We start from the raw sequence: 20,221 nt of genomic DNA on the forward strand, positions 1-20,221 counted from the left end.
TCCGGGCTCCTAGTTCGATGCCCGCGCGGCCGCGAGCCGGCGTGCGAGCGCGCCTTCCTCGATTTCCTCGTCCTGCGCGTCCTCGGCGGCCGCCTCGGCCGCGCGTGCGAGCCGTCGGATGCGCTCGCGCACGACGTCGATCTGCGCATCGTTGCGGGCGATCCGGCGCGCGGCCGCGGCGAGCGCGTCGGCCTTCGCCTGCAGCGCCGCGCGCAGGCGTGCGCATTGCGCGTGCGCGAGCGCGTGCTCGTCGAGCAGCGCGTCGCGATAGCGGCGGCACGCCGCGTAGTCGCCGATCGCGAACGGCGCGCGGCCGGCCGCCATCGCGTCGACGCGCGCCGCGTAGCGGTTCGCCGCATCGCGCTTCGCGTACGCGTGCGCTTCGCACCGCGCGAGCTCGGCCGCCGCCGCGTCGCGTTCGGCGCGCAGCGCGCCTTGCTCCGCGCGCAGCTTCGCGCCGCGCTGCTCGCGGCGCGCGAGCAGCGTCTCGAAGGCGCGCTGCTTGCGGCACGTCATTGGACAAGCGCGTGCAGCGCGGCGAGCGTCGCGTCGGTCGGCGAGTGCTCGTCGGTGCGCTGGTTGAGGAACGCGCGGACCCGGTCGATCTTCGCGACCGCTTCGTCGGCCGCCGGATCGCTGCCCGCCTGGTATTCGCCGAGCTGCAGGAGCGTCTCGATCTCGCGGTGCTTCGCGAGCAGCCGGCGCAGCCGGCCCGCCGCGCCGACGTGCTCGCGCGTCGCGACCTGCGGCATGATCCGCGACAGGCTGCCGAGCACGTCGATCGCCGGATACTGGTTGCGCGCGGCGATCTCGCGCGACAGGATGATGTGGCCGTCGAGAATGCCGCGCACTTCCTCGGCGATCGGATCGCTGCCGGAATCGTCCTCGGCGAGCACCGTGTAGAGCGCGGTGATCGAGCCGCGCTCGCCCATCCCGGTGCGCTCGAGCAGGCGCGGCAGCTCGGCGAACACGGAAGGCGGGAAGCCGCGCCGCGCGGGCGGCTCGCCGGCCGCGAGGCCGATCTCGCGGCCCGCGCGCGCGAAGCGCGTGAGCGAATCCATCATCAGCAGCACGCGCTTGCCCTGGTCGCGAAAATGCTCGGCGATCGCGGTGGCCGCGTACGCGGCCTTCGCGCGCTCGATCGACGAGCGGTCGGACGTCGCGCACACGACGACCGAGCGCGCCATGCCGTCCTCGCCCAAGATCAGCTCGACGAATTCGCGCACTTCGCGGCCGCGCTCGCCGATCAGCGCGATCACGTTGACGTCGCACGATGCGCCGCGCGCGAACATGCCGAGCAGCGTGCTCTTGCCGACGCCGGCGGGCGCGAAGATGCCCATCCGCTGCCCTTCGCCGAGCGTGATCAGGCCGTCGACGATGCGCACGCCGGTCGCGAGCGACGCGTCCACCATGCGCCGCGACATCGGGTTCGGCGGCGGCGCGAGCACGGGGCGCAGCGCGTCGCAGTCGAGCGGGCCGCGCCCGTCGATCGGCTCGCCGAAGCTGTCGATCACGCGCCCGAGAACGCCGTCGCCCACCTTCACCGACAGCGGCCGGCGCAGGCCGACAACGCGCGTGCCGCGATTGATCTCGCCGAGCGCGCCGAACGGCGAGAGCAGCGCGACGTTGCGCGTGAAGCCGACGACTTCCGCATGCTGGAGCAGCGCGCCCGACGCGCTGCGCAGCTCGCACAGCTCGCCGAGCGTCGCTTCGAGGCCGACGACGCGCACGAGCGTGCCGATCACTTCGAGCACCTTGCCCGTCATGCCGACGGCGGGCTCGATCGCGAGCCGCGCGGCCATCGCGTCGGCGACGCGGGACAGATCGGTCAGCGCGTTCATGCGCGGCTCGCGTCGTCGAGCGCGCGGGCGAGCGCCGCGCGGATCGCGTTCAGTTGCGTGTCGAGGCTCGCGTCGACGGTGCCGAAATCGGATTCGCATACGCAGGTGCCGGGCGCGACGCGCGGCTCGACGACGACGTCGACGGGCACGTTGCGGCCCTGCCGGCGCCACGCGTCGGCGACGAACCCGAACTGCTCGCGCGCGGCGTCGTAATCGGTTTCGCACACGCGCACCGTCAGATAGCTGGCGCCGGCGACGACGCGCTCGACCGTCTGCGCCGCGCGCGCGAAGAGGCCGCGCGCGTCCTCCGCGCGCACCATCTGCTGGACGGCGGCGGCGACGAGCTCCGCGAGCCGCTCGCGCATCCGGTCGCGCACGCGCCGCTCCTGCTCGAACGAATCGGCCGCCTGCGCGTGCCAGTCGGCGATCGCCTGCGCGCGGCCCGCGTCGTAGCCGCGCGCATAAGCGCTGTCGTGCTCGCGCCGCGCCGCTTCGACGAGCGCGTCGGCCTGCGCGCGCGCGCGGGCGGCGACCCGTTCGGCTTCGTCGCGGGCCGCGCGCAGCACGGCGTCGCGTTGCGCCGCGAGCGCGTCGAGCGCGGCGTCGAGCGCTTGAACCGTCTCGAACGCGTCGCGGCGCAGCACGCCGTGCGGCGCGTCGATGCAGCAATCGTCGGCGAGCGGAATCTGTCGGTTCTTCAGCCAAAAAGCCATGACCACTCCGGATACAGCGACGGCAGGCGCGCGAGCAGCGTCGCGCCGTCCGCGTCCGCCGCCGCGTGTTCGATCCACGGCGCGCGCGCGCGCTCGCGCGGCAACGCGAGGCGCACGATGCGCGCCGGCCCCTTGGGCGACCAGACCCGTTCGCGCTCGAACAGGCACCAGCCTTCCCATGCGATGTCGTCGCCGGACAGTTGCGCGAGCGGCGTGATCGGCGCGCGGCGATCGAGGCCGCGCGCGCGCGGCGCGTCGGGCAGCGCCGTGAGCGCGGCGAGCGCGCGGCAGCCGTCGGCGCCGACCCAGCCGGCGAGCCGCTCGCGGCTCGCGCGGTCGATCCAGTGACGCAGCTCGGTGCGCCGCGACAGCAGCGCGCGCAGGCGCAACAGCCGCAGCGCGTCGGCCACGGGCAGCGCGGCGAGCCGGTCCGCGGGCGCATCGAAGCCGTCGAGTGGCGGCGACGAGGCCCCCACTGCGCGCAGCAGCAGCAGCGAGCATGCGGCGCGCAGCGCGGGCGCGCGCTCGCGCTCGCGCGTCGCGGCGACGAGCGGCGCGAGCGCGCCGTGCCAGCTCGCGTGAATCCAGTCCACCGCGCGTCGCGCGTTCGCGTCGTAGCCGGCAAGCCATGTCGCCCTTGCCGCGACGCTCGCGACGCTTGCAACCGGCGTGCCGCCGCTCATCGCGCGCCGGCCTGCCGAGACGCGGCGGCGGCTTTCGCGCCGCTGCCACCGCTGCCGCCACGGCCACCACCGCCACCACCGCCACCACCGCCACCACCGCCACCACCGCCACCGCCATTGCCATTGCCATTGCCATTGCCGCGGCCGCCGCCATTGCCGCCGCGCAGCCGCGCGGCGAGACCGCCCGCGCCAGCCCCCGCGCCGCCGTGCCTGCGCGCGCGCCACCACAGCGCGCCGCCCGCGGCCGCGAGCGCGGCGCACACGATGACGGCGGCGAGCACGCCGATGAGCGTCGCGCCGCCGGAGTCCCGCGCGCCCGGCTGCGCGGCCGACGCGAGATCGACCGGATCGGCCGCGACCGACGTGACGCTCACTTCGTCGTACGTGAGCCCTTCGACGCTATGGACGACGAGGTTCTTGATCTGCGGCGTGAGCGTCGCGAGATTCGCGTTCGGCCGGTACTTGATGAACACCGACGCCGACGACGGCTTCGCGACCTGCGCGAGCGGATCGTTGTTCGGCAGCACGATGTGCACGCGCGCGACGACGACGCCGTCGATCTTCGACAGCGTGTCCGACAGCTCCTGCGACACGCCGTAGATGAAGCGCACGCGCTCCTCGGTCGGCGTCGACACGAGGCCGTCCTTCTTGAAGAGCGCGCCGAGATCGTCGTAGCGCGCCGCGGGCAGCCCGCGCGCGCGCAGCACTTCCATCGCTTTGACGATCTGCTTGTCGTCGACGGCGAGCGTCCAGGTCTTGCCGCCGTCGGGCGTCTTCTTCTGCGCGTCGACGCCGGTTTGCAGCAGCGCGGCCATCATCTCGTTGCAGTCGCGCTCGGCGAGGCCGCCGTAAAGCTCCTGCCGGCAGCCGGCGGCGAGCATCGCGCATGCGACGAGCGCGGCGAGCCGGGCGGCGCGCCGGCCGCGCGCGGCGGCGATCGGGAGATGGAGTCGTTTCATGGTTACTGGTTCTTCATCAGTGAGCCGATCGCGTCCTTCGTCGACGTGACGACGCTCATCTTCGCCTGCAGATCGATCTGCATCGCGGTGGCCTCGGCCGACGCCTGGATCGACGCCGCGAACATCTGGCTCATCGGCAGCTCGCTCGCGTGCCGGCTCAAATAGGCGGCGTTGTCGAGCACCTGCCTGATCGCGGCGTCCGACGTCTCGACGAGCTTCGCGATCGCGCTCGCGTCGTGCGCAGGCGCGACGGGCGGCGCGGGCGTCGCGTTCGACATCAGCGCCTGGAAGCGGCCGGCGACGTCGGCCGGGACGTCGTGCGCCGCCGTGCCGGCCGTGGTCGTCGCAGCCGCCGGGCCGCCGGGCGCCGCCGCGTCGGAGAACGCGGCGTCGAGCGCGCGGGTCAGGTCGGTCGGGGAAAGCGGGGCGGTCATGCGGGCCTCCTCGTCAAAGACGCAGATATTGCCGATGTGCGAACGCGGCCTGCGCGTCGAAGCCGCCCGCGGGATTCGCGGGATTCGCAGGATTCGCGGGGCTTGCGGGATTCGCGCTCGGCGCATCGGGCGCGTCGCCGCGCGCGGCCGCGCCCGATTCGGGCAACTCCCAGACGCCCGTGCGCTCCGCGCGCTCCTTCGCGAGCATCACGTCGTGCTGCCGCTCGAGCGCGCGCACGAGCGCGACGGCCTGCGCGGGGCTGCCCGCCGCGAGCACCTCGTCGGCGGCGATCCGCCATTGCGGATCGCGCTTCAGTTGCAGCGCGAACGCGAGCAGCGCCTTGCCGTAGATCGCGTTCGTCGCGCCGCTCGCGATTTCCGCGAACACGCGCACGGCGTCGTCGAAATTGCCGAGCGCGACGTGCAGCATGCCGTCGAACATATCGGCGGCGGGCAATTGCGGCGCGAGCACGCGCAGCGCGTCGATCAGCAGGCCGATGTCGTAGGGATCGGCGGCCGGGCCGCCGAGCGCGCCGCCGAGCGCCAGGCTCGCGGCGTCGATCAGTTCGTTCAGCGCCGCTTGGCTGCATCGCAGATAGGTCGGCCGGGATTCGTCCATGGTGTGCGCTCCGTGTCGCCGCGCGAGCGGCGCATGTCGTTGATGGAAAAGCGTATGGGGCGCAAGGTAGCAGCGCGGGGCGGCCGCTCGGCCGCCGACGCGAAGCGCGCGCATGCGATGCGAAGCGCCGCGCGCGCTTCGCGTCGGGCGGCGCGGCTTCGGGCCGGCGCGCGCGCGCGGCGCGCCGCGCCATTAACGTACGCGCCGTGTCCGACTCTCGACAGGAACGGCGGCGATGGCCGAAGAGAAAACCGAAGAGCCCTCCGAGCGCAAGCTGAAGAGGGCCCGCGAGAAGGGGCAGGTCGCGAAGAGCAAGGACGTCGCGGACGCGGTGACGCTCGCGGCCGCGATCGGCGTGCTGACGGCGGGCGAATCGATGCTGACGGGCGGCCTCGTGCGCGCGATGCGCACCGCGCTCGATTTCGTGCACGGCGAGCGCACGCCGCAGGCGACGCTCGCCGCGCTGCACGACCTCGCCGCGAGCGCCGCGCTGACGATGCTGCCGTTCGCCGCCGCGGCGATCGTCGCGGGCGTCGCGTCGCAGGCGCCGCAGGCGGGTTTCATGGTCACGCTCGAGCCCGTGATGCCGAAGTTCGACGCGATCAATCCGATGGCGGGCATCAAGCGGATCTTCTCGCTGAAGTCGCTGCTCGAGCTCGTGAAGATGATCGTCAAGGCGGTGGTGCTCGCGTGCGTGATCTGGAAGATGATGACGTCGCTGTTTCCGCTCGTCGTCGCGAGCGTGTACGAAGCGACGCCGCAACTGTCGCGCGTGCTGTGGACGGTGCTGATGAAGCTGTTCGGCGTCGTCGCGCTCGTCGTCACGGTGTTCGCGGCGGCCGATTACAAGATCGCGCGCGTGATGTTCATCCGCGACAACCGGATGACGAAGGAAGAGGCGAAGCGCGAGCACAAGGAAAGCGAAGGCGATCCGCACACGAAGGGCGAGCGCCGCCGCCTCGCGCGCGAGATCGCGACGAGCGCACCCGCGCGGCAGAACGTCGGGCAGGCGAGCGTGCTCGTCGTCAACCCGACGCACTACGCGGTCGCGATCCGCTACGCGCCCGACGAGCATCCGCTGCCGCGCGTGATCGAGAAAGCCGTCGACGACGGCGCGCTCGCGCTGCGCCGTCACGCGCACGCGCTCGGCGTGCCGATCGTCGGCAATCCGCCGGTCGCGCGCGCGCTGTACCGCATCGAGCGCGACGCGGCGATTCCCGAAGAACTGTTCGAAACGGTGGCCGCGATCCTGCGCTGGGTCGAATCGGTCGCGCCCACGCGCGCCGCCGCCGTCGTTCCCTCCGCGAGGTCGTCATGACGCTGAAAACCCTCAAGCTTCCCGCCGGCGGCGAGGTCGGCATCACGGTGCTGGTCGTCGCGATCGTGTCGCTGATGATCCTGCCGCTGCCGCCCGAGGTGATCGACGTGCTGCTCGGCGTCAACATTGCGATCAGCGTCACGCTGCTGATGGTGACGATGTACGTCGGCAGCATCGTGTCGCTGTCGGTGTTTCCGTCGGTCCTGCTGTTCACGACGCTGTACCGGCTATCGCTGAACATCGCGTCGACGAAGTCGATCCTGCTGCACGCGAACGCGGGCGACATCATCGAGAGCTTCGGCGAGCTCGTCGTCGGCGGCAATCTCGTCGTCGGCCTCGTCGTGTTCCTGATCATCACGACGGTACAGTTCATCGTGATCGCGAAGGGCTCGGAGCGCGTCGCCGAAGTCGGCGCGCGCTTCACGCTCGACGCGATGCCCGGCAAGCAGATGAGCATCGACGCGGACCTGCGCGCGAACATCCTGACGCCCGACGAGGCGCGCCGCAAGCGCGCGACGCTCGCGAAGGAGAGCCAGTTGCACGGCGGGATGGACGGCGCGATGAAGTTCGTCAAGGGCGACGCGATCGCGGGGCTCATCATCACGCTCGTGAACATCGTCGCGGGCATCGCGATCGGCGTGATGTATCACGGGATGACGGCGGGGGAAGCGGCGAACCGCTTCTCGATCCTGTCGGTCGGCGACGCGATGGTGTCGCAGATTCCGTCGCTGCTGATCTCGGTCGCGGCGGGCGTGATGATCACGCGCGTCGCCGACGATCACGACGAGGGCGAAGGTGCGTCGCTCGGCTCGGAGATCGCGCGGCAGCTCGGCGGCAGCCATCGCGCGCTGTATTTCGCGGCGGTGCTGCTGATCGGCTTCGCCGCCGTGCCGGGCTTTCCGGCCGCGCTGTTCGCGCTGCTGTCGGCCACGCTCGCGTTCGCCGGCTACCGGCTGCAGAAGGGCGCGCGCCGCACGGCCGCGCGCGGCGAGCCGGTGATCGCGCTGCAGCGCGCGGGCGCGAAGAGCGGCACGCCGTCGATCCTGCCGCGCGCGCCGCTCTTCACGTGCGCGATCGGCGTGCGCGTCGCGCCGGATCTCGTCGCGCGGCTCGCGCCCGCCGCGCTCGATCGCGCGTTCGACGAGGAGCGCGCGAAGCTGCAGGAGGAGCAGGGGCTGCCGTTTCCCGGCATCACGCTGTGGACGAGCGGCGCGTTGCCCGAGGCGACGTGCGAGATCCTGATGCGCGACGTGCCGCAGGCGCGGCTCGAACTGCCGGCCGACCAGACGATGCTGCCCGACGCGGCGTCGGATGCGGCGCTCGCCGGCCGCTGCACGAAGCGCGGGCCCGCGGGCGGCCTCGCCGAGAGCTACTGGATCGACGACAAGGCGGTGCCGGCCGGCGCGCGCGCATGGCGCGCCGAGCAGGTGATCGCGCACGAGACGATCGCGCTGCTCCGGCGCAACGCGCATCTGTTCCTCGGTATTCAGGAAACCCAATGGATTCTCGATCAGCTCGGCGCCGATTATCCGGGGCTCGTCGCCGAAGTGCAGAAGGCGCTGCCGACGCAGCGGATCGCGGATGTGCTGCGCCGCCTGCTCGAAGAGCACATCCCGATCCGCAACGCGCGCGACATCATGGAGAGCCTCGTCGCGTGGGGGCCGAAGGAGAAGGACATGCTGATGCTCGCCGAATACGTGCGCGGCGACCTGTCGCGCTATCTCGCGTATCGCGCGGCGCGCGGCGCGCGACGGCTGCCGGCCGTGCTGCTCGACTTGCCGGTCGAGCAGCACATCCGGCAGTCGATCAAGCAGACGCCCGCGGGCAACTTCCTCGCGCTGCCGCCCGAGCAGGTGCGCTATCTCGTCGACAGCGTCGCGTCGTTCGTCGGCGAGACGCCGCGCGACGACGTCGCGCTCGTCACGTCGATGGACGTGCGCCGCTACACGCGGCGGATGATCGAGGCGCGGCTCGGCTGGTTGCCCGTCTATTCGTATCAGGAGCTCGGCGACCAGGTCGAATTGCAGCCGGTCGGCCGCGTGACGATGCCGACGGCGGCGCACGCATGAGCGCCGCTGATCTGAGGCCGGTGCGGATCATCGCGGGCGAGCCGGCCGCCGGGCCGGACGGCGCGTTCCCGGCACACACGGCGCGGCGGGGTTTCGACTATGCGCAATTGCTGCGGCGCGCGCGCGTCGCGCCGGCCGGCGAGCGCGCGTCGGCCGGCGACGAACGGCGGCGCGACGCATCGCCGCCATGGCGCGACGGCGCGCCGCCGCCGACCGAGCGCGAGGCGATGGCGCGCGCGTGCGCGGGCTCCGGCGCGTTCGTCAATCAGGTGTTCGCGCAGCGCGAGCGGATGGTGCGCGTCGCCGAGGCGCTCGCGGCCGAGATCGCCGCGCTGTGCGGCGACGATGCGGGAAGCCAGTGGGCGATCAGCCTGCCGCTCGCGCCCGCGCTGCTGCCGGACACGGTGCTGCATCTCGTTCTTTCGCGTTTCGACTTGCGGCTTCGGTTCGAGACGCCGGACGCGGCGACGCGGCACTTACTCTGCACGCATGGCGCGACCCTGCACGCGCGACTCGACACGCTGCTCGCGCATTGCGGCGCGCCGCGCACGATCGAGATCGACGTGGGCTGAGCAAGCGCGTAGCCGGACCCGCAAGTAAACCCGCAGGCGAATCCGCAGGCGGACCCGCAGGCGGACCCGCAGGCGAACCCGCAAGCGGACCCGCAAGCGAACCCGTAAGCGAACCCGTAAGCGAACCCGTAAGCGAACCCGTAAGCAAACCCGTAAGCAAACCCGACTATCCGCGACGATGGATACCGAGCCGATCGAACTGGAACCCGACACCGCCGCGCCGCCCGGCATCGACGCCGCGCTGCCGCTGCCCGCGTGCAGCGCGTTCGACGCGGCGCTCGCGCGCCTGATCGCCGACGCGCGGCTCGCCGCGTGGCTCGCGCGCTTTCCGACGTTGTCCGACTGGCGCGCGGCGACGCACGAGCGGCCGCGCTTCGAGCGCCCCGGCGTGCTCGATCTGCGATTGAACGGCGCGAGCGCGCGCGTCGCGATCGACCTCGCGGCGTTTCCGGCGCTCGACGTCGTCGCGGCGCCTGCGCTGGATGCGCGCGGCGACGACGCGAGCCTGTCGCTGCGCACCGCGCTCGCGTCGACGCTGCTCGCGCCGCTCGTCGCCGCGTTCGCGGCGGCGGGGCTCGCCGGCGTGACGATCGGCGGGCTGCGCGCCGCGCCTGCGGCGGCGCTCGACGCGACGCGCTGCGTGTTGACGTTCGCGCTCGACGGCATGCCGATGCGCTGCGCGCTGCTCGATGCGCAGACGCCGTGGCTCGACGCGCTCGCGGCGCGGCTGCCACGCGAGCGGCCGCGCGGCGCGGCGACGGGCGCGCTCGCGCGCGTGCGTCTGCCCGGCCGTGTGCGGCTCGGCTCGCGCGCGCTGCCGCTCGCGGTGCTGCGTAGCCTGCGGCCGGGCGACGTGCTGCTGGACATGGTGCCGTCCGCGCTCGGCGGCGCGCGCTCGGGCCCGCTGCACGCGTGGTGGGGTGCGCGCGGCGCGACGCAATGGCACGCAACCGTTCTGATCGAGGGAACCACGATGACGATGACCGAAACGCCCGACACCGCCGACGATCTCGACGAGCCGATCGTCGCGGGCGACTTGGCGGCGGATTCGCCGGCAGATTTTCCGGCCGATTCACAAGCCGCTTTACCGGCGGTTTCTCCGGCCACTTCAGCAGCCGCGTCACCAACCGCTTCACCAACCGCTTCGCTGACCGCTGCGCCACCCACTTCGCCACCCGCATCGCCGGGCGAAGACGCGCCACCCGCCGCGCCCGAGGCGGCCGCTCTCGGCGACGTCGCTCTGCCCGTGCACGTCGAGATCGACACGCTGTCGCTGTCGATCGCCGAGCTGGCCGCGCTGCGCCCGGGCTACGTGCTCGAGCTGCCGCTTGCCGCGCGCGACGTGCCGGTGCGGCTCGTCGCGTACGGCCAGGCGATCGGCGGCGGCAGGCTCGTCGCGGTGGGCGCGCATCTCGGCGTGCGGATCGACCGGATGGCGGGCGACGATGGTTCAGTTTAACGACATCACCGGCCTCCTGATCGCCGTGCTCGTGATGAGCATGGTGCCGTTCATCGCGATGGTGGTCACGTCGTACGCGAAAGTCGTCGTCGTGCTCGGGCTGTTGCGCAACGCGCTCGGCGTGCAGCAGGTTCCGCCGAACATGGTGCTCAACGGCATCGCGATCCTCGTGTCGCTGTACATCATGGCGCCGATCGGATTCGCCGCGCAGCAGCAGCTGCAGGGGCAGGCGCTGTCGCCGCAGCCGACGCAGGCGATGCTGCAGGCGTTCGGCGCGGCGAAGGAGCCGTTCCGCCAGTTCCTCGCCGCGCACTCGCGCGAGCGCGAGAAGCGCTTCTTCCTGCGCTCCGCGTCGGTGGTCTGGCCGAAGGCCGCGGCCGCGCAGCTGCGCGCAGACGATCTGATCGTGCTCGCGCCCGCGTTCACGCTCGCGCAGATGACCGACGCGTTTCGCATCGGCTTCATCCTGTATATCGCGTTCATCATCGTCGATCTCGTGATCGCGAACGTGCTGATGTCGATGGGGATGAACCAGGTGCAGCCGACCAACGTCGCGATCCCGTTCAAGCTGATGCTGTTCGTCGTGATGGACGGCTGGTCGACGCTCGTGCACGGCCTCGTGCTGACCTATTCCTGATTCACGCTTACCGCTTACCGCTTACCGCTTACCGATTCCGAGGAGATTCGCCCGATGGAAATCGACGACCTGATCCGGCTCACGTCGCAAGGCATGATGCTGTGTCTCTACATCTCGCTGCCCGTCGTGCTCGTCGCGGCCGCATCCGGCCTCGCGATCTCGTTCCTGCAGGCGATCACGTCGCTGCAGGAGCAGAGCATCTCGTACGGCGTGAAGCTCGTCGCGGTGACGGTGACGGTCGCGATCGCCGGGCCGTGGGCGGCCGCCGAGATCCTGCATTTCGCGCAGCAGCTCTTGTCCGCGGCGGTGCCGTCATGAGCCGCATCACGCGCGCGATCGCGCAAGCACTCCACGCGGCGAAGCCCGATCCGAGGCGGCGCCGGCCGGCGCGCGCGCGCGTCGCGACGACCTACGGCAAGTACGGCACGCGCTTTACGTATTCGAACGGCTATCAGGCGAGCGTGATCGCCGCGCGCAGCCAGATGCTCGCGAAGCTGAAGCCGCGCGCGCGGGCGGCGGCGGCGGGTTCGCGCGGGCGTCGCCGCGCCGATAGCCGGTCGGAAGCGTTCGACGGCGGCGACGAATCGTCGGTGCCGCATGCGCACGTCGCGCCGCATGACGAGCGCGACCGGCAGTCGGGCGGCCGGGGCGGCGGAGGGCAGCAGCGCGAGCAGGAGGAGCGCGACGGCGAATCGGCGAGCGTCCTTGCGCTGCCGCGCGTGCGCGCGGCGCGCACGCGGCCGGCGCTCGCGCCCGCGCAGCGTGCGCTCGCCGACCTCGCGCGCACGCCGGCAGGTGCCGCCGAGCGCGAGCAGGCGCTGCGGCATCTGTGGGCCGATACGTTGCTTCAGCTCGGCCGGCGTGTCGACGCGGAGCCGGGCGCGCGCATCACGGCGGCGCTGCTGAGTCACAGCGCGGACCTGCTCGCCGCCCGCCTGCGCACCGGGCCGTGGACGCCGATCGGCTGGAGCGGGGTGAAGCAGCTGCTGCTCGACGCGACGCGAAGCGTGCGCGCCGCGCCGCGCGATGCGGCGGCCGAGCGCGGCGACCGCGCGAGCACGCACTACCTGCTGCTGCCGCTGATGGTGTTCAACGCGGAGCGGCCGTCGACGAATGCGCAGCTCGCTCGCGCGATCGCGAGCGTGCAGACGCTGCGCGGCGGCGTATCCGCGATTGAGCGGGTTGCGCCGCGGGCGACACAGCGGGCCGCACAGCGTGGCGCGCCGCGGCCGCGATCGTGAGCGTCGCGGCGCGGGCGGCGCTTCGCAAACGCGGCGGCGAATTCGCGCGACGCACGAACCGCGGCACCGCATCGAACTATTCTGGCTACATCGACGAACGACGCGGCGCGATCGAAGCGACGCACGGATCGCGATCGATTCGATCGATGCCAATGAAACGCACGATGCAAGGACAAGGAGCAACCGATGAAGCTGCTGCGGATCTTGACCGGTTTGCACGCCGGCGCGGAAATCGCGCTCGACGCCGGCGAGCACCGGATCGGCGCGGGCGAGGACGCGGAGATTCGCATCACCGACTGGCGCGACGGCGATCTGTTGCTGTCGATCGACGCGCGCGGCGCAACGCGCGCGCGGCGGGCGGCGAGCGCGCCGCCGGAGACGGCCGCCGATCCGTTCGACGCCGACGGCTCGCCGCTCCTGATGCTCGACTTCGTGCCGGTGCCGTTCGGCGAGACGGCGCTCTGCGTTGGGCCCGCGGGCGGCGAGTGGCCGAGCGATCTCGACCTGCTCGCGACATTGTGGGCGCCGCCGCCCGGCGCCGACGCGGCAAGGCGCGGCGCGCAGCGCAAGCTCGCGGCGTGCGCGGCGGCGGGCGGCGCGCTCGTCGCCGGCCTTCTCGCGATGGGCGCGATGCTCGCGAGCGCGCATCCGGGCGCGCCGCCCGCGGTCGAGACGGCGGATGCGCTCGCGACGCGCATCGGCGGTGAGCTCGGGCGCGCGGGCTACACGGAGCTGCACGCGGCGCCGCGCGGCGCGATGGTCGCCGTCAGCGGGATGGTCGCGACGCCCGCCGACGACCTTGCCGCACGCAAGCTGCTCGACCGGCTCGCCGTGCATCGCGTCGAGCGCCGGTACGACGTCGCGCAGGACGATGCGCAGAGCATCGGCGAATCGCTCGGCGTGCCGGGCGCGACGGTCGCCTACGCGGGGCAGGGGCGCTTTCTCGTGTCGGGCGTCGTGCCGAACGTCGCGCAACTGCGCGCGGCGGTCGACCGGGTGCGCGCGGACGTCGGGCCGAACGTGCGCGCGATCGAGATCGACGCGCGGCAGTCGGGCGACGCGCCCGTGCCCGTCGCGTACTCGGGGATGCTCGAGATCGGCGACGTGCGCTACATCGAGACGCCGGACGGCGTGAAGCACGTGTTTGCGGGCGCGCCGGCCGACGGCGCGCCGAACCTCAACTGACAGGCCTCAACCAACGGGAGAAGCGGCATGTACGAAGCATTGGAACGGGCAGCGGACGATTGCGGACCGCTCGAGCAGGCGCTCGCCGCGCCCGACGCGGCCGCGCGCATCGGCGCGCTGCGCCGGGCGCTCGGCGAGACGGCCGAGCGCGTGAGCGCGGCCACCGCGCAAGCCGCGAGCGAGTTCGATCGCGATGCGATGCAGAAGATCTATCGCGGCTTGCTCGCGGCGCAGCGGATCGTCGCGACGCTGCACGAGGCGAACGCGACGGCCGCGTAGCGGCCACGGTTTCGCCGCGCGGCGTGCGGCGGCAAGCGGTGCGGCGCGAGCCGCGTCCGGCGCCGCCTCACGCTGCGCGGCAAAAAAGCGGCGGGCCGAGCGATGTGCAATAAGGATCGGCTGCGCCGGATTTCTGTCGATGCGTGTACGCACGCACTATCTATGGAGTGTTGACCATGAGCATCATTAATACGGCGTTGCAAGCGGGCGGAGCCCTGTTTAGTGCAGGCAACAGCACCGATGCGGGCATTGCGGCGATGAACAAGATGGCCGAGAACCAAATGAAGATGACGATCGCGCAATCGGAGATGGAGGTGAAGAAGGCCGCCGTGGGCCTGATTCAAAAAGGCGCGGAGAAGATTCAGTAAGTTCGCCGCCGCACGACGCGTGTTGGACAGCCGGCGCTGCGTGCGCCGGCTGTTTTTTTGCGGCGTGCCGGATGCCGGAATGGAGCAGCCATGAGCCAGGAACACTACGAGGGAATCATCGCCGAGGTTTGCGCGATCGTCGATTTGCCGGATGTCGACCATGTGCTCGAAACGCGCTCGATCGAAGTCGAGGGTTTCGACGTGCGGCTCGAATATTTCGAAGACGATCCGGAATCGATGTACGTGAACTTTCATTACGGGATCGTCAGCGCGGGGCGCACGCTCGCGGTGTACCGGCTGCTGCTCGAGGCGAACCTGCTGATCTATGCGCAGGACCAGGCGCAGCTCGGAATCGACGCGGACACGGGCGGCATCGTGCTGCTGATGCGGCTGCCGCTCACGCCGGACGTGACGGGCGAGACGCTCGCCGATCTGTTCGCGCACTACGCGGAGCACGGCCGCTACTGGCGGCAGAACATCATCGAGTCGGGCGACGAGATGTTCGGCGGGATCGCGTCCGGCGAATATTTCTGGCTGCGGGTGTAGCGGGGCGCGGCGCCGGGCGGCAAGCGCGGTAATCGCAGCTATTCCGGCAATTCCGACGATCCCGGCGATCCCGGCGATCCCGGCGATCCCGGCGATCCCGGCGATCCCGGCGATCCCGGCGATCCGGGCGATCCCGACGATCCCGACGATCCCGACGATCCCGACGATCCCGACGATCCCGACGATCCCGGCAATCCGGGCGATCCGGGCAATCCGGCAATCCGGCAATCCGGCAATCCGGCAATCCGGGCAATCGTAACGGAACGTCACAAACTGCTGCGCGGATTCGGCCCGGACGAGACGATAGCGGCACGCATCCACGCGCTGCGCCCCGCGACGAGCGGCGGCGCGGCGCGCGGATCGAGCCTGACATCTTCGTATTCGAAACCGCCTGCCGGGAGGACCCGCCATGTTTTCCACACTCCATTTCGCCGCCGCCGCCGCGCTCGCCAATCCTTCGTCCAACGGCGCGTATGCCGCGCGCGTGCTCGACGGCCGCTTCGCCGAAGCGGCCGCGTTCGTCGCCGCGCGCTGCGACGCCGAGCCGGGCGGCCTCGCCGCCGACGTGCGCGACGTCCACGCGTATGCGGACATCCAGCTCGTGCTCGGCCGCTTCGAGGAAGCCGAGGACACGTTCCGCCGCGCGCAGAAGCTGCTGCGCGAATCGCGCGACCAGACGCGCGTGATGACCTGCCGCAACGCGAGCTGGCAGGCGTTTTTCCAGAACCGCTTCGGCATCGCGCAGGCGGGCTTCCAGCGGATCGCGGACGATCGCGCGGCGAGCGTCGAGCAGAAGCTCGAGAGCCTCGTCGGCACGTGCGTCGTCATGCATCATCTCGGCCGCGCCGAGGACGCGATGGCGACGCTCGACGTGCTCGACGCGGCCGCCCGCGACGCCGATCCGCGCTGGCTTCAGCTCGCGGGCGCGCTGCGCGCGGATTTGCTGCTGCAATACCAGATCGGCCGCGCTGACGCGCTCGGCGATCACGTCTACTGGCGCTCGACGCTCGCCGATCTGCCGCCGTCCGCGTTCGCGCAGGCGGGCGCGTCGGCGGTAGCCGACGCCGCGCCGCCGCTGCTGCGGAGGCGCGTCGACTACATGCGGCAGGCGCGCGCGCTCGCGGCCGGCGACCACGCGGCGCTCGCGCGCATCGACGCGCACGTGAGCTGGTGCGCGAAGGCGGGCCTCGCCGACTATCAGCGCAGCGTGCGCCTCGAAGTCGCGCTCGCCGCGCTCGCCGGCCACGCGCCGAACGTCGCCGACGCGATGATCGCGCCGTATCGCGACGCGGCCGGGCGCTGCGGGTCGCACGTGCGCTGGACGCTCGATTATCTGTACTGCGCGGCGAAGGTGCGCGAGCAGCAGGGGCGGATTCGCGAATCGTCGTCGCTGTACGCGCGCTATGCGCTCGCGTCCGTTCGGCACGTGCGCTCCGACGGCGCGGCGCTCGCCCCGGCGCTCGCGATCGCACGCTGCGGCACGCACGCGGCCGCACCGAGCGACGACGTCAGCGCGCGGCTGCCAGGCAAGTACCGGCGCGCGTATCGCTATCTGATGGAGCGGCTCGACCAGCGCGACCTGTCGGTGCGGGAGATCGCCGCGCACATCGACGTGACCGAGCGCGCATTGCAGGCGGCGTTCAAGACGTATCTCGGGCTGTCGCCGAGCGAGCTGATCAGGCGGCAGCGGATGGAGCGGATTCGCGGCGAGCTGCTGTCCGACGCGCCGCGCGCCGCGAGCGTGCTCGAGATCGCAAGCCGCTGGGGCATCCGGCATCGGTCGACGCTCGTGAACGGCTATCGGCGGATGTTCGACGAGGCGCCGTCGCAGACGATCGATCGGTGAAGTCGCGCGGCGGGCGGCGGCGCTCGCCGCGTCGCGCCGGCCGATCGTCGTGCATGGGGCGGGCTTGCGCAGCGAGCGAGGCCGATGGGGCCGGGGCGCTGGTCGTGTGGCGTCCATCGGCCGTTTCTCCGTGCGGGAAGTCTGGCGCGACGGTCGGTGCGGCGCCGCTGGCGATGCCGCGCGCGCAACGCGTTCGCGGCGCGCGCGCCGCCCTCGACGGGCCGGGCCGCGTCACGCATGCCGCGGCCGGGCTTTGTTTGCGCGGGCGTCGTGCGAAGCCGGATGCGATGTCTTCCTGCGCTATGCGTGCTTTCCGTGCTTTCCGTGCTTTCCGTGCTTTCCGCGACATCCGCGACATCCGCGACATCCGCGACATCCGCGACATCCGCGAAATCCGCGAAATCCGCATTTGCGCGGATGTTTGCGCCGCGTGCCGATCACCGACGTTTGCTTCGGCTTAACGCGCGTTGCGGATTTCGGGCGAACCCGCTTGTTTCGACATGTTCGATCATGGGCGCGGAAGTCGCGGCCGAGCGACGAATTCGTGACGGCGATCGTCGCGTGCACTCGCGAAAATCGCATTCGAGTGCGCGATGCGCGTCGATCGCGGACGCGAGGCTTGCCATGATGCGCGTTGCCGATTTCGAGCGATCTCGTTTGCTGCGGCGTATGGGAAATCTGTCGCGAACCGCAAACCTCGAACCGCAAACCTCGAACCGCGAACCGCGAACCGCGAACCGCGAACCGCGAACCGCGAACCGCGAACCGCGAACCGCGAACCGCGAACCGCAAACTGCAAACTGCAAACTGCAAGCCGAAACAGGCAAACGAGAAGCGTAGAACGAAAAACGCAGAACAACGAACAACGAACAACGAACAACGAACAACGAACCCAACCGCCCGTCACCCCATCCCGCTCGCATGCACGTGCCGCGCCCATTGATACCGATCGAGCCGCAGCAACTGCGAGACGCGCGCGGCGACATCGTCGTCGTGTTCGCCCCGGTCGCTCGCCGCGAGCTCGTTCACCTTCAGGAATCGCCCGACGAGCGCCGTCGACGCCCGATCCCCCGACAGCAGCACGGTCTGCGCATAGCGCCGCCAGTCGTCGTCCCGCAGCGCGAACAGGCACCAGCTCTGCAACGCCGAGCACAGCGGCGTGCCGCGTTCCTGCTCCTCGAGCGTGCGCAGGATGTGCAGCGCGCCGATCCAGTCGCGCCGGCTGATCCGCAGCCGCACGTCGCACAGGTCGACCGCGGCGTTCCGCGGCTGCAACGCGCGCAGCGCAAGCAGCAGTTCGTCGAGGTCCGCGTGCGCGTTCGCGCGCAGCCCGGCCGAGAAGGCCGAGAGCAGCGCGCGCAACGCGGCCTTGTTGCACGGTTTGATCGCCATGTCGGTGGGATGCGTCGAGTAGAGATGACCCGGCGACGATGATCGCCGTTGCGCGCGAACGAGCGGGCGGTGCGCGCGAAGCGCCGTCGCGCGCGGCGAACCGCGCCGTGTCGCGCGGCGGCGGCGCGCGGCGCGCGACCCGTCGTTTCGTCCGCCGCGACGCCGCTTCGCCCGCTTCGCGGCGCATGAGGGCGCGCCGCCTAAGCTTGTCGACGAACCGCGGGCGCAGCAAGGCCGCGCGCGTTCTTTTCCCTTTCCCTCAGTCGATTCACATTCATAGCGAGACGATCATGAGCGTTAACGGCATTTCGTTGCAGACTCTCCATCCGTCGCAGTTCCACACTTCGTCGACTTCGCCGAGCAGCCGCGATCGGAAGATCGAGGAACTGCTCCACGAAATCGAGGAACTGCTGATGCAGGGCGATTCGGGCGGCGGCGACGACACGAACATCGGCGGCGATTCGAACGACGACACGCCGGCCGGCAACAACGGCCCGACGAACCACGCGACGCCACCGGCGGGCGGCAAGCCCGGCGAGGACCTGCGCGACGTGAAGCTGAACACGAAGGCGGGCGGCGAGGCGTTGCACCTGAAGATGGACTCGCAGGGCAACCTGTACAACGGCAGCAATAATTCGGTCGGCGTCGTCGACAAGGACGGCAATGTGAAGCTGAACGCCGGCGCGACGAAGGAGCTGGAGCGTCTCGAGTCGGGCGGCAATCCGTTCGTGAACGCGCATGTGGGCAAGCGCGGCGCGGGCGGCAACATGGAGTTCACGCCGGACGAAGTGACGGTGAGCGCGGGCGACCTCAAGCAGAAGGCCGACTTCTGAGCGCGCGGGCGGCGCGGCGCGGCGGCACTGGACAAGCGCTTTCGAATCGGTACACACTGCGCGCTCGCGCCGCCGCGTCGCGGCCCGTCCAAACATACGCGGAACCGAACGTCCGCCGGAGTCGAACTTGAGCGCGCCGCACGGGGCCGATGCCCGAATCTTCCAGATGATGCAGGACCGGCAGGCGTGGGGCACGCTCGCGCTCGACCGCGACGGCGCGATCGTCGCGGCCACCGCGCGCGCGCGCGCGCTGTTCGGCCGCGCGCTGCCCGCCGGATTGCCGCTGCGCGCGGTGCTCGGCGACGCGGCGGGCGCGGACGCCGCCGCGCTCTTCGAGGCGCTCGAACAAGGACTCGAATTCGAGACCGACGACGCGATCCTGTGGCTCACGCTGCAACCGGTCGAGCGCGATCCGGCGATCGCGGCGACGGTCACGGTCGCCGACGTCACGCCGCTGCGCCGCGCGCTCGACGAGCGCGTCGCGTCGCTGCGTTTTCTCGCGCACGACCTGCGTTCGCCGCAGAATTCGATCCTCGCGCTGACCCAGCTGCACGACGCCGATCCCGACGCGTTCGCCGCGTGCGGCGGCCTCGAACGGATCGCGCAGCTCGCGCGGCATGCGCTGCTGCTCGGTCAGGACTATCTTGTCGCGTCGGCGGCGGACGATTTGCGGCAACGCCATTTCGTGCGCTTCGATCTGCGCGGGATGCTGCGCGAGCTCGTGCCGAAGCTCGAAGTGGCGGCCGTCTATCGCGGCGTCGCGTTGCAGCTCTGGCTCGACGACGCCGCGCCGCTGTGGTTGCGCGGCGCGCGCGTATTTGTCGCCCGCGCGCTGCAGAATCTGATCGACAATGCGGTGCAGGCGTCGCGGCAGGGCGCGCGCGTCGAGATCCGGCTGCACGTGCGCGACGCGCACGCGGAAGTGACGATCCGCGATTGGGCGGGCGGCCTGCCGGGCCTCGCGCCGGACGCTCGGATGACGGATTTCGCGCCGCTCGCGAAGCGCGGCTCGATGGGCTTCGGCCTCGGCCTGCAGCTCGCCGCGCAGGTGGTCGCCGCGCATGCGGGCACGCTGCACGCGGAATCGAATCGCGGCGCGGGCACGTCGTTCGTGATGCGCCTGCCGACGCTCGCGCCGGCGCTCGGCGCGGCGCCCGTCGTGCCCGAGGGCATCGCGCGCTGGCGCGCGAGCGTCGCGCCGGACGGCTGAGCGGCGGCGCGCGTTTT

General features: G+C 71.6%; 23 protein-coding genes and 1 pseudogene. 16 read left to right on the plus strand and 8 right to left on the minus strand.

Annotated elements, in window-relative coordinates:
* Positions 1–9 precede the first annotated feature (9 nt).
* The 7 genes and pseudogenes from X946_RS02500 to X946_RS02530 form a co-directional block, all read right to left on the minus strand.
* Entirely contained in the window at positions 10–516 is a 507-nt protein-coding gene (locus X946_RS02500; protein ID WP_038743683.1) for a type III secretion protein HrpB7, read from the minus strand.
* The gene (sctN, locus tag X946_RS02505) at positions 513–1,841 is read right to left on the minus strand and encodes a type III secretion system ATPase SctN (RefSeq protein ID WP_038743685.1); all 1,329 of its coding nucleotides are present in this window, start codon (positions 1,839–1,841) and stop codon (positions 513–515) included. The genes X946_RS02500 and sctN overlap by 4 nt, the downstream gene beginning before the upstream one ends.
* Positions 1,838–2,554: a type III secretion system stator protein SctL gene (sctL, locus tag X946_RS02510; protein WP_038743688.1), complete on the minus strand. Its 717-nt coding sequence runs from the start codon at positions 2,552–2,554 to the stop codon at positions 1,838–1,840. Before sctL ends, sctN begins: the two co-directional genes overlap by 4 nt.
* Positions 2,539–3,237, minus strand: a complete 699-nt coding sequence (locus X946_RS02515; RefSeq protein WP_038743690.1) for a type III secretion protein HrpB4 — start codon at positions 3,235–3,237, stop codon at positions 2,539–2,541. The genes sctL and X946_RS02515 overlap by 16 nt, the downstream gene beginning before the upstream one ends.
* Before the next feature lie 155 nt (positions 3,238–3,392).
* Positions 3,393–4,196 (minus strand): annotated as a pseudogene (gene sctJ, locus X946_RS02520) (type III secretion system inner membrane ring lipoprotein SctJ); the annotation flags it as partial.
* 2 nt (positions 4,197–4,198) lie between these two features.
* A complete protein-coding gene (locus tag X946_RS02525) occupies positions 4,199–4,630 on the minus strand; it encodes a type III secretion protein HrpB2 (protein ID WP_038743692.1) in 432 nt (143 codons plus the stop codon).
* A gap of 13 nt (positions 4,631–4,643) precedes the next feature.
* Positions 4,644–5,249: an HrpB1 family type III secretion system apparatus protein gene (locus X946_RS02530; protein ID WP_038743694.1), complete on the minus strand. Its 606-nt coding sequence runs from the start codon at positions 5,247–5,249 to the stop codon at positions 4,644–4,646.
* Between the two features lie 235 nt (positions 5,250–5,484).
* Between X946_RS02530 and sctU the strand changes: the two genes are divergently transcribed.
* From sctU to X946_RS34895, 14 genes are all read left to right on the plus strand, one after another.
* Positions 5,485–6,567, plus strand: coding sequence for a type III secretion system export apparatus subunit SctU (gene sctU / locus X946_RS02540; RefSeq protein WP_038743698.1), 1,083 nt, complete (start codon positions 5,485–5,487; stop codon positions 6,565–6,567).
* Positions 6,564–8,636: a type III secretion system export apparatus subunit SctV gene (sctV, locus tag X946_RS02545; protein ID WP_038743699.1), complete on the plus strand. Its 2,073-nt coding sequence runs from the start codon at positions 6,564–6,566 to the stop codon at positions 8,634–8,636. The genes sctU and sctV overlap by 4 nt, the downstream gene beginning before the upstream one ends.
* Complete coding sequence (gene sctP, locus X946_RS02550; RefSeq protein WP_038743701.1) at positions 8,633–9,208, plus strand: type III secretion system protein SctP; 576 nt, start codon at positions 8,633–8,635, stop codon at positions 9,206–9,208. Before sctV ends, sctP begins: the two co-directional genes overlap by 4 nt.
* Positions 9,209–9,386: 178 nt before the next feature.
* Positions 9,387–10,667, plus strand: a complete 1,281-nt coding sequence (sctQ, locus tag X946_RS02555) for a type III secretion system cytoplasmic ring protein SctQ (RefSeq protein ID WP_038743704.1) — start codon at positions 9,387–9,389, stop codon at positions 10,665–10,667.
* The gene (sctR, locus tag X946_RS02560; RefSeq protein WP_038743706.1) at positions 10,654–11,304 is read left to right on the plus strand and encodes a type III secretion system export apparatus subunit SctR; all 651 of its coding nucleotides are present in this window, start codon (positions 10,654–10,656) and stop codon (positions 11,302–11,304) included. Before sctQ ends, sctR begins: the two co-directional genes overlap by 14 nt.
* A gap of 54 nt (positions 11,305–11,358) precedes the next feature.
* A complete protein-coding gene (sctS, locus tag X946_RS02565; RefSeq protein WP_038743708.1) occupies positions 11,359–11,622 on the plus strand; it encodes a type III secretion system export apparatus subunit SctS in 264 nt (87 codons plus the stop codon).
* Entirely contained in the window at positions 11,619–12,545 is a 927-nt protein-coding gene (locus X946_RS02570) for a hypothetical protein (RefSeq protein ID WP_052144980.1), read from the plus strand. Before sctS ends, X946_RS02570 begins: the two co-directional genes overlap by 4 nt.
* Before the next feature lie 186 nt (positions 12,546–12,731).
* Positions 12,732–13,730: an HrpD5 family protein gene (hrpD5, locus tag X946_RS02575; protein ID WP_038743710.1), complete on the plus strand. Its 999-nt coding sequence runs from the start codon at positions 12,732–12,734 to the stop codon at positions 13,728–13,730.
* 27 nt (positions 13,731–13,757) lie between these two features.
* On the plus strand, positions 13,758–14,009 hold the full coding sequence (locus tag X946_RS02580; RefSeq protein ID WP_038743712.1) for a hypothetical protein: 252 nt from the start codon (positions 13,758–13,760) through the stop codon (positions 14,007–14,009).
* Positions 14,010–14,185: 176 nt separating this feature from the next.
* The gene (locus X946_RS02585; RefSeq protein WP_038743714.1) at positions 14,186–14,377 is read left to right on the plus strand and encodes a hypothetical protein; all 192 of its coding nucleotides are present in this window, start codon (positions 14,186–14,188) and stop codon (positions 14,375–14,377) included.
* A 90-nt stretch (positions 14,378–14,467) separates the two neighbouring features.
* A complete protein-coding gene (locus X946_RS02590) occupies positions 14,468–14,923 on the plus strand; it encodes a CesT family type III secretion system chaperone (protein WP_038743717.1) in 456 nt (151 codons plus the stop codon).
* Between the two features lie 409 nt (positions 14,924–15,332).
* Positions 15,333–16,769, plus strand: a complete 1,437-nt coding sequence (locus tag X946_RS02595) for a helix-turn-helix transcriptional regulator (protein WP_038743720.1) — start codon at positions 15,333–15,335, stop codon at positions 16,767–16,769.
* A gap of 173 nt (positions 16,770–16,942) precedes the next feature.
* Complete coding sequence (locus tag X946_RS33020; RefSeq protein ID WP_152611607.1) at positions 16,943–17,230, plus strand: hypothetical protein; 288 nt, start codon at positions 16,943–16,945, stop codon at positions 17,228–17,230.
* Positions 17,231–17,279: 49 nt separating this feature from the next.
* Positions 17,280–17,609 carry a hypothetical protein gene (locus X946_RS34895; protein WP_038743722.1) on the plus strand — a complete coding sequence of 110 codons (330 nt, stop codon included), beginning with the start codon at positions 17,280–17,282 and terminating at the stop codon, positions 17,607–17,609.
* 63 nt (positions 17,610–17,672) lie between these two features.
* Here X946_RS34895 and X946_RS02605 read toward each other — a convergent pair whose 3' ends face one another.
* The gene (locus tag X946_RS02605) at positions 17,673–18,161 is read right to left on the minus strand and encodes an HrpB1 family type III secretion system apparatus protein (RefSeq protein ID WP_038743725.1); all 489 of its coding nucleotides are present in this window, start codon (positions 18,159–18,161) and stop codon (positions 17,673–17,675) included.
* A 185-nt stretch (positions 18,162–18,346) separates the two neighbouring features.
* Here X946_RS02605 and X946_RS02610 point away from each other — a divergent pair, with 185 nt between their 5' ends.
* Positions 18,347–18,994: a hypothetical protein gene (locus tag X946_RS02610; RefSeq protein ID WP_052144984.1), complete on the plus strand. Its 648-nt coding sequence runs from the start codon at positions 18,347–18,349 to the stop codon at positions 18,992–18,994.
* 169 nt (positions 18,995–19,163) lie between these two features.
* Complete coding sequence (locus X946_RS02615) at positions 19,164–20,204, plus strand: sensor histidine kinase (protein ID WP_052144985.1); 1,041 nt, start codon at positions 19,164–19,166, stop codon at positions 20,202–20,204.
* Positions 20,205–20,221 lie beyond the last annotated feature (17 nt).

The sequence above is a fragment of the Burkholderia sp. ABCPW 111 genome, assembly GCF_000773065.1.
GTDB lineage: Bacteria > Pseudomonadota > Gammaproteobacteria > Burkholderiales > Burkholderiaceae > Burkholderia > Burkholderia savannae.

What these genes read in the sequence shown, in the direction of transcription:
- X946_RS02590 (WP_038743717.1), top strand. Translation starts at nt 14,468, where the DNA reads ATGAGCCAGGAACACTACGAGGGAATCATCGCCGAGGTTTGCGCGATC.
- X946_RS02605 (WP_038743725.1), bottom strand. Translation starts at nt 18,161, where the DNA reads ATGGCGATCAAACCGTGCAACAAGGCCGCGTTGCGCGCGCTGCTCTCG.
- X946_RS02615 (WP_052144985.1), top strand. Translation starts at nt 19,164, where the DNA reads ATGCAGGACCGGCAGGCGTGGGGCACGCTCGCGCTCGACCGCGACGGC.
- sctS (WP_038743708.1), top strand. Translation starts at nt 11,359, where the DNA reads ATGGAAATCGACGACCTGATCCGGCTCACGTCGCAAGGCATGATGCTG.
- sctQ (WP_038743704.1), top strand. Translation starts at nt 9,387, where the DNA reads ATGGATACCGAGCCGATCGAACTGGAACCCGACACCGCCGCGCCGCCC.
- sctN (WP_038743685.1), bottom strand. Translation starts at nt 1,841, where the DNA reads ATGAACGCGCTGACCGATCTGTCCCGCGTCGCCGACGCGATGGCCGCG.
- hrpD5 (WP_038743710.1), top strand. Translation starts at nt 12,732, where the DNA reads ATGAAGCTGCTGCGGATCTTGACCGGTTTGCACGCCGGCGCGGAAATC.
- X946_RS02595 (WP_038743720.1), top strand. Translation starts at nt 15,333, where the DNA reads ATGTTTTCCACACTCCATTTCGCCGCCGCCGCCGCGCTCGCCAATCCT.
- X946_RS02570 (WP_052144980.1), top strand. Translation starts at nt 11,619, where the DNA reads ATGAGCCGCATCACGCGCGCGATCGCGCAAGCACTCCACGCGGCGAAG.
- sctU (WP_038743698.1), top strand. Translation starts at nt 5,485, where the DNA reads ATGGCCGAAGAGAAAACCGAAGAGCCCTCCGAGCGCAAGCTGAAGAGG.
- X946_RS02500 (WP_038743683.1), bottom strand. Translation starts at nt 516, where the DNA reads ATGACGTGCCGCAAGCAGCGCGCCTTCGAGACGCTGCTCGCGCGCCGC.
- X946_RS02515 (WP_038743690.1), bottom strand. Translation starts at nt 3,237, where the DNA reads ATGAGCGGCGGCACGCCGGTTGCAAGCGTCGCGAGCGTCGCGGCAAGG.
- sctP (WP_038743701.1), top strand. Translation starts at nt 8,633, where the DNA reads ATGAGCGCCGCTGATCTGAGGCCGGTGCGGATCATCGCGGGCGAGCCG.
- X946_RS33020 (WP_152611607.1), top strand. Translation starts at nt 16,943, where the DNA reads ATGCCGCGCGCGCAACGCGTTCGCGGCGCGCGCGCCGCCCTCGACGGG.
- X946_RS02585 (WP_038743714.1), top strand. Translation starts at nt 14,186, where the DNA reads ATGAGCATCATTAATACGGCGTTGCAAGCGGGCGGAGCCCTGTTTAGT.
- sctL (WP_038743688.1), bottom strand. Translation starts at nt 2,554, where the DNA reads ATGGCTTTTTGGCTGAAGAACCGACAGATTCCGCTCGCCGACGATTGC.
- X946_RS34895 (WP_038743722.1), top strand. Translation starts at nt 17,280, where the DNA reads ATGGGCGCGGAAGTCGCGGCCGAGCGACGAATTCGTGACGGCGATCGT.
- X946_RS02610 (WP_052144984.1), top strand. Translation starts at nt 18,347, where the DNA reads ATGAGGGCGCGCCGCCTAAGCTTGTCGACGAACCGCGGGCGCAGCAAG.
- sctR (WP_038743706.1), top strand. Translation starts at nt 10,654, where the DNA reads ATGGTTCAGTTTAACGACATCACCGGCCTCCTGATCGCCGTGCTCGTG.
- sctV (WP_038743699.1), top strand. Translation starts at nt 6,564, where the DNA reads ATGACGCTGAAAACCCTCAAGCTTCCCGCCGGCGGCGAGGTCGGCATC.
- X946_RS02530 (WP_038743694.1), bottom strand. Translation starts at nt 5,249, where the DNA reads ATGGACGAATCCCGGCCGACCTATCTGCGATGCAGCCAAGCGGCGCTG.
- X946_RS02525 (WP_038743692.1), bottom strand. Translation starts at nt 4,630, where the DNA reads ATGACCGCCCCGCTTTCCCCGACCGACCTGACCCGCGCGCTCGACGCC.
- X946_RS02580 (WP_038743712.1), top strand. Translation starts at nt 13,758, where the DNA reads ATGTACGAAGCATTGGAACGGGCAGCGGACGATTGCGGACCGCTCGAG.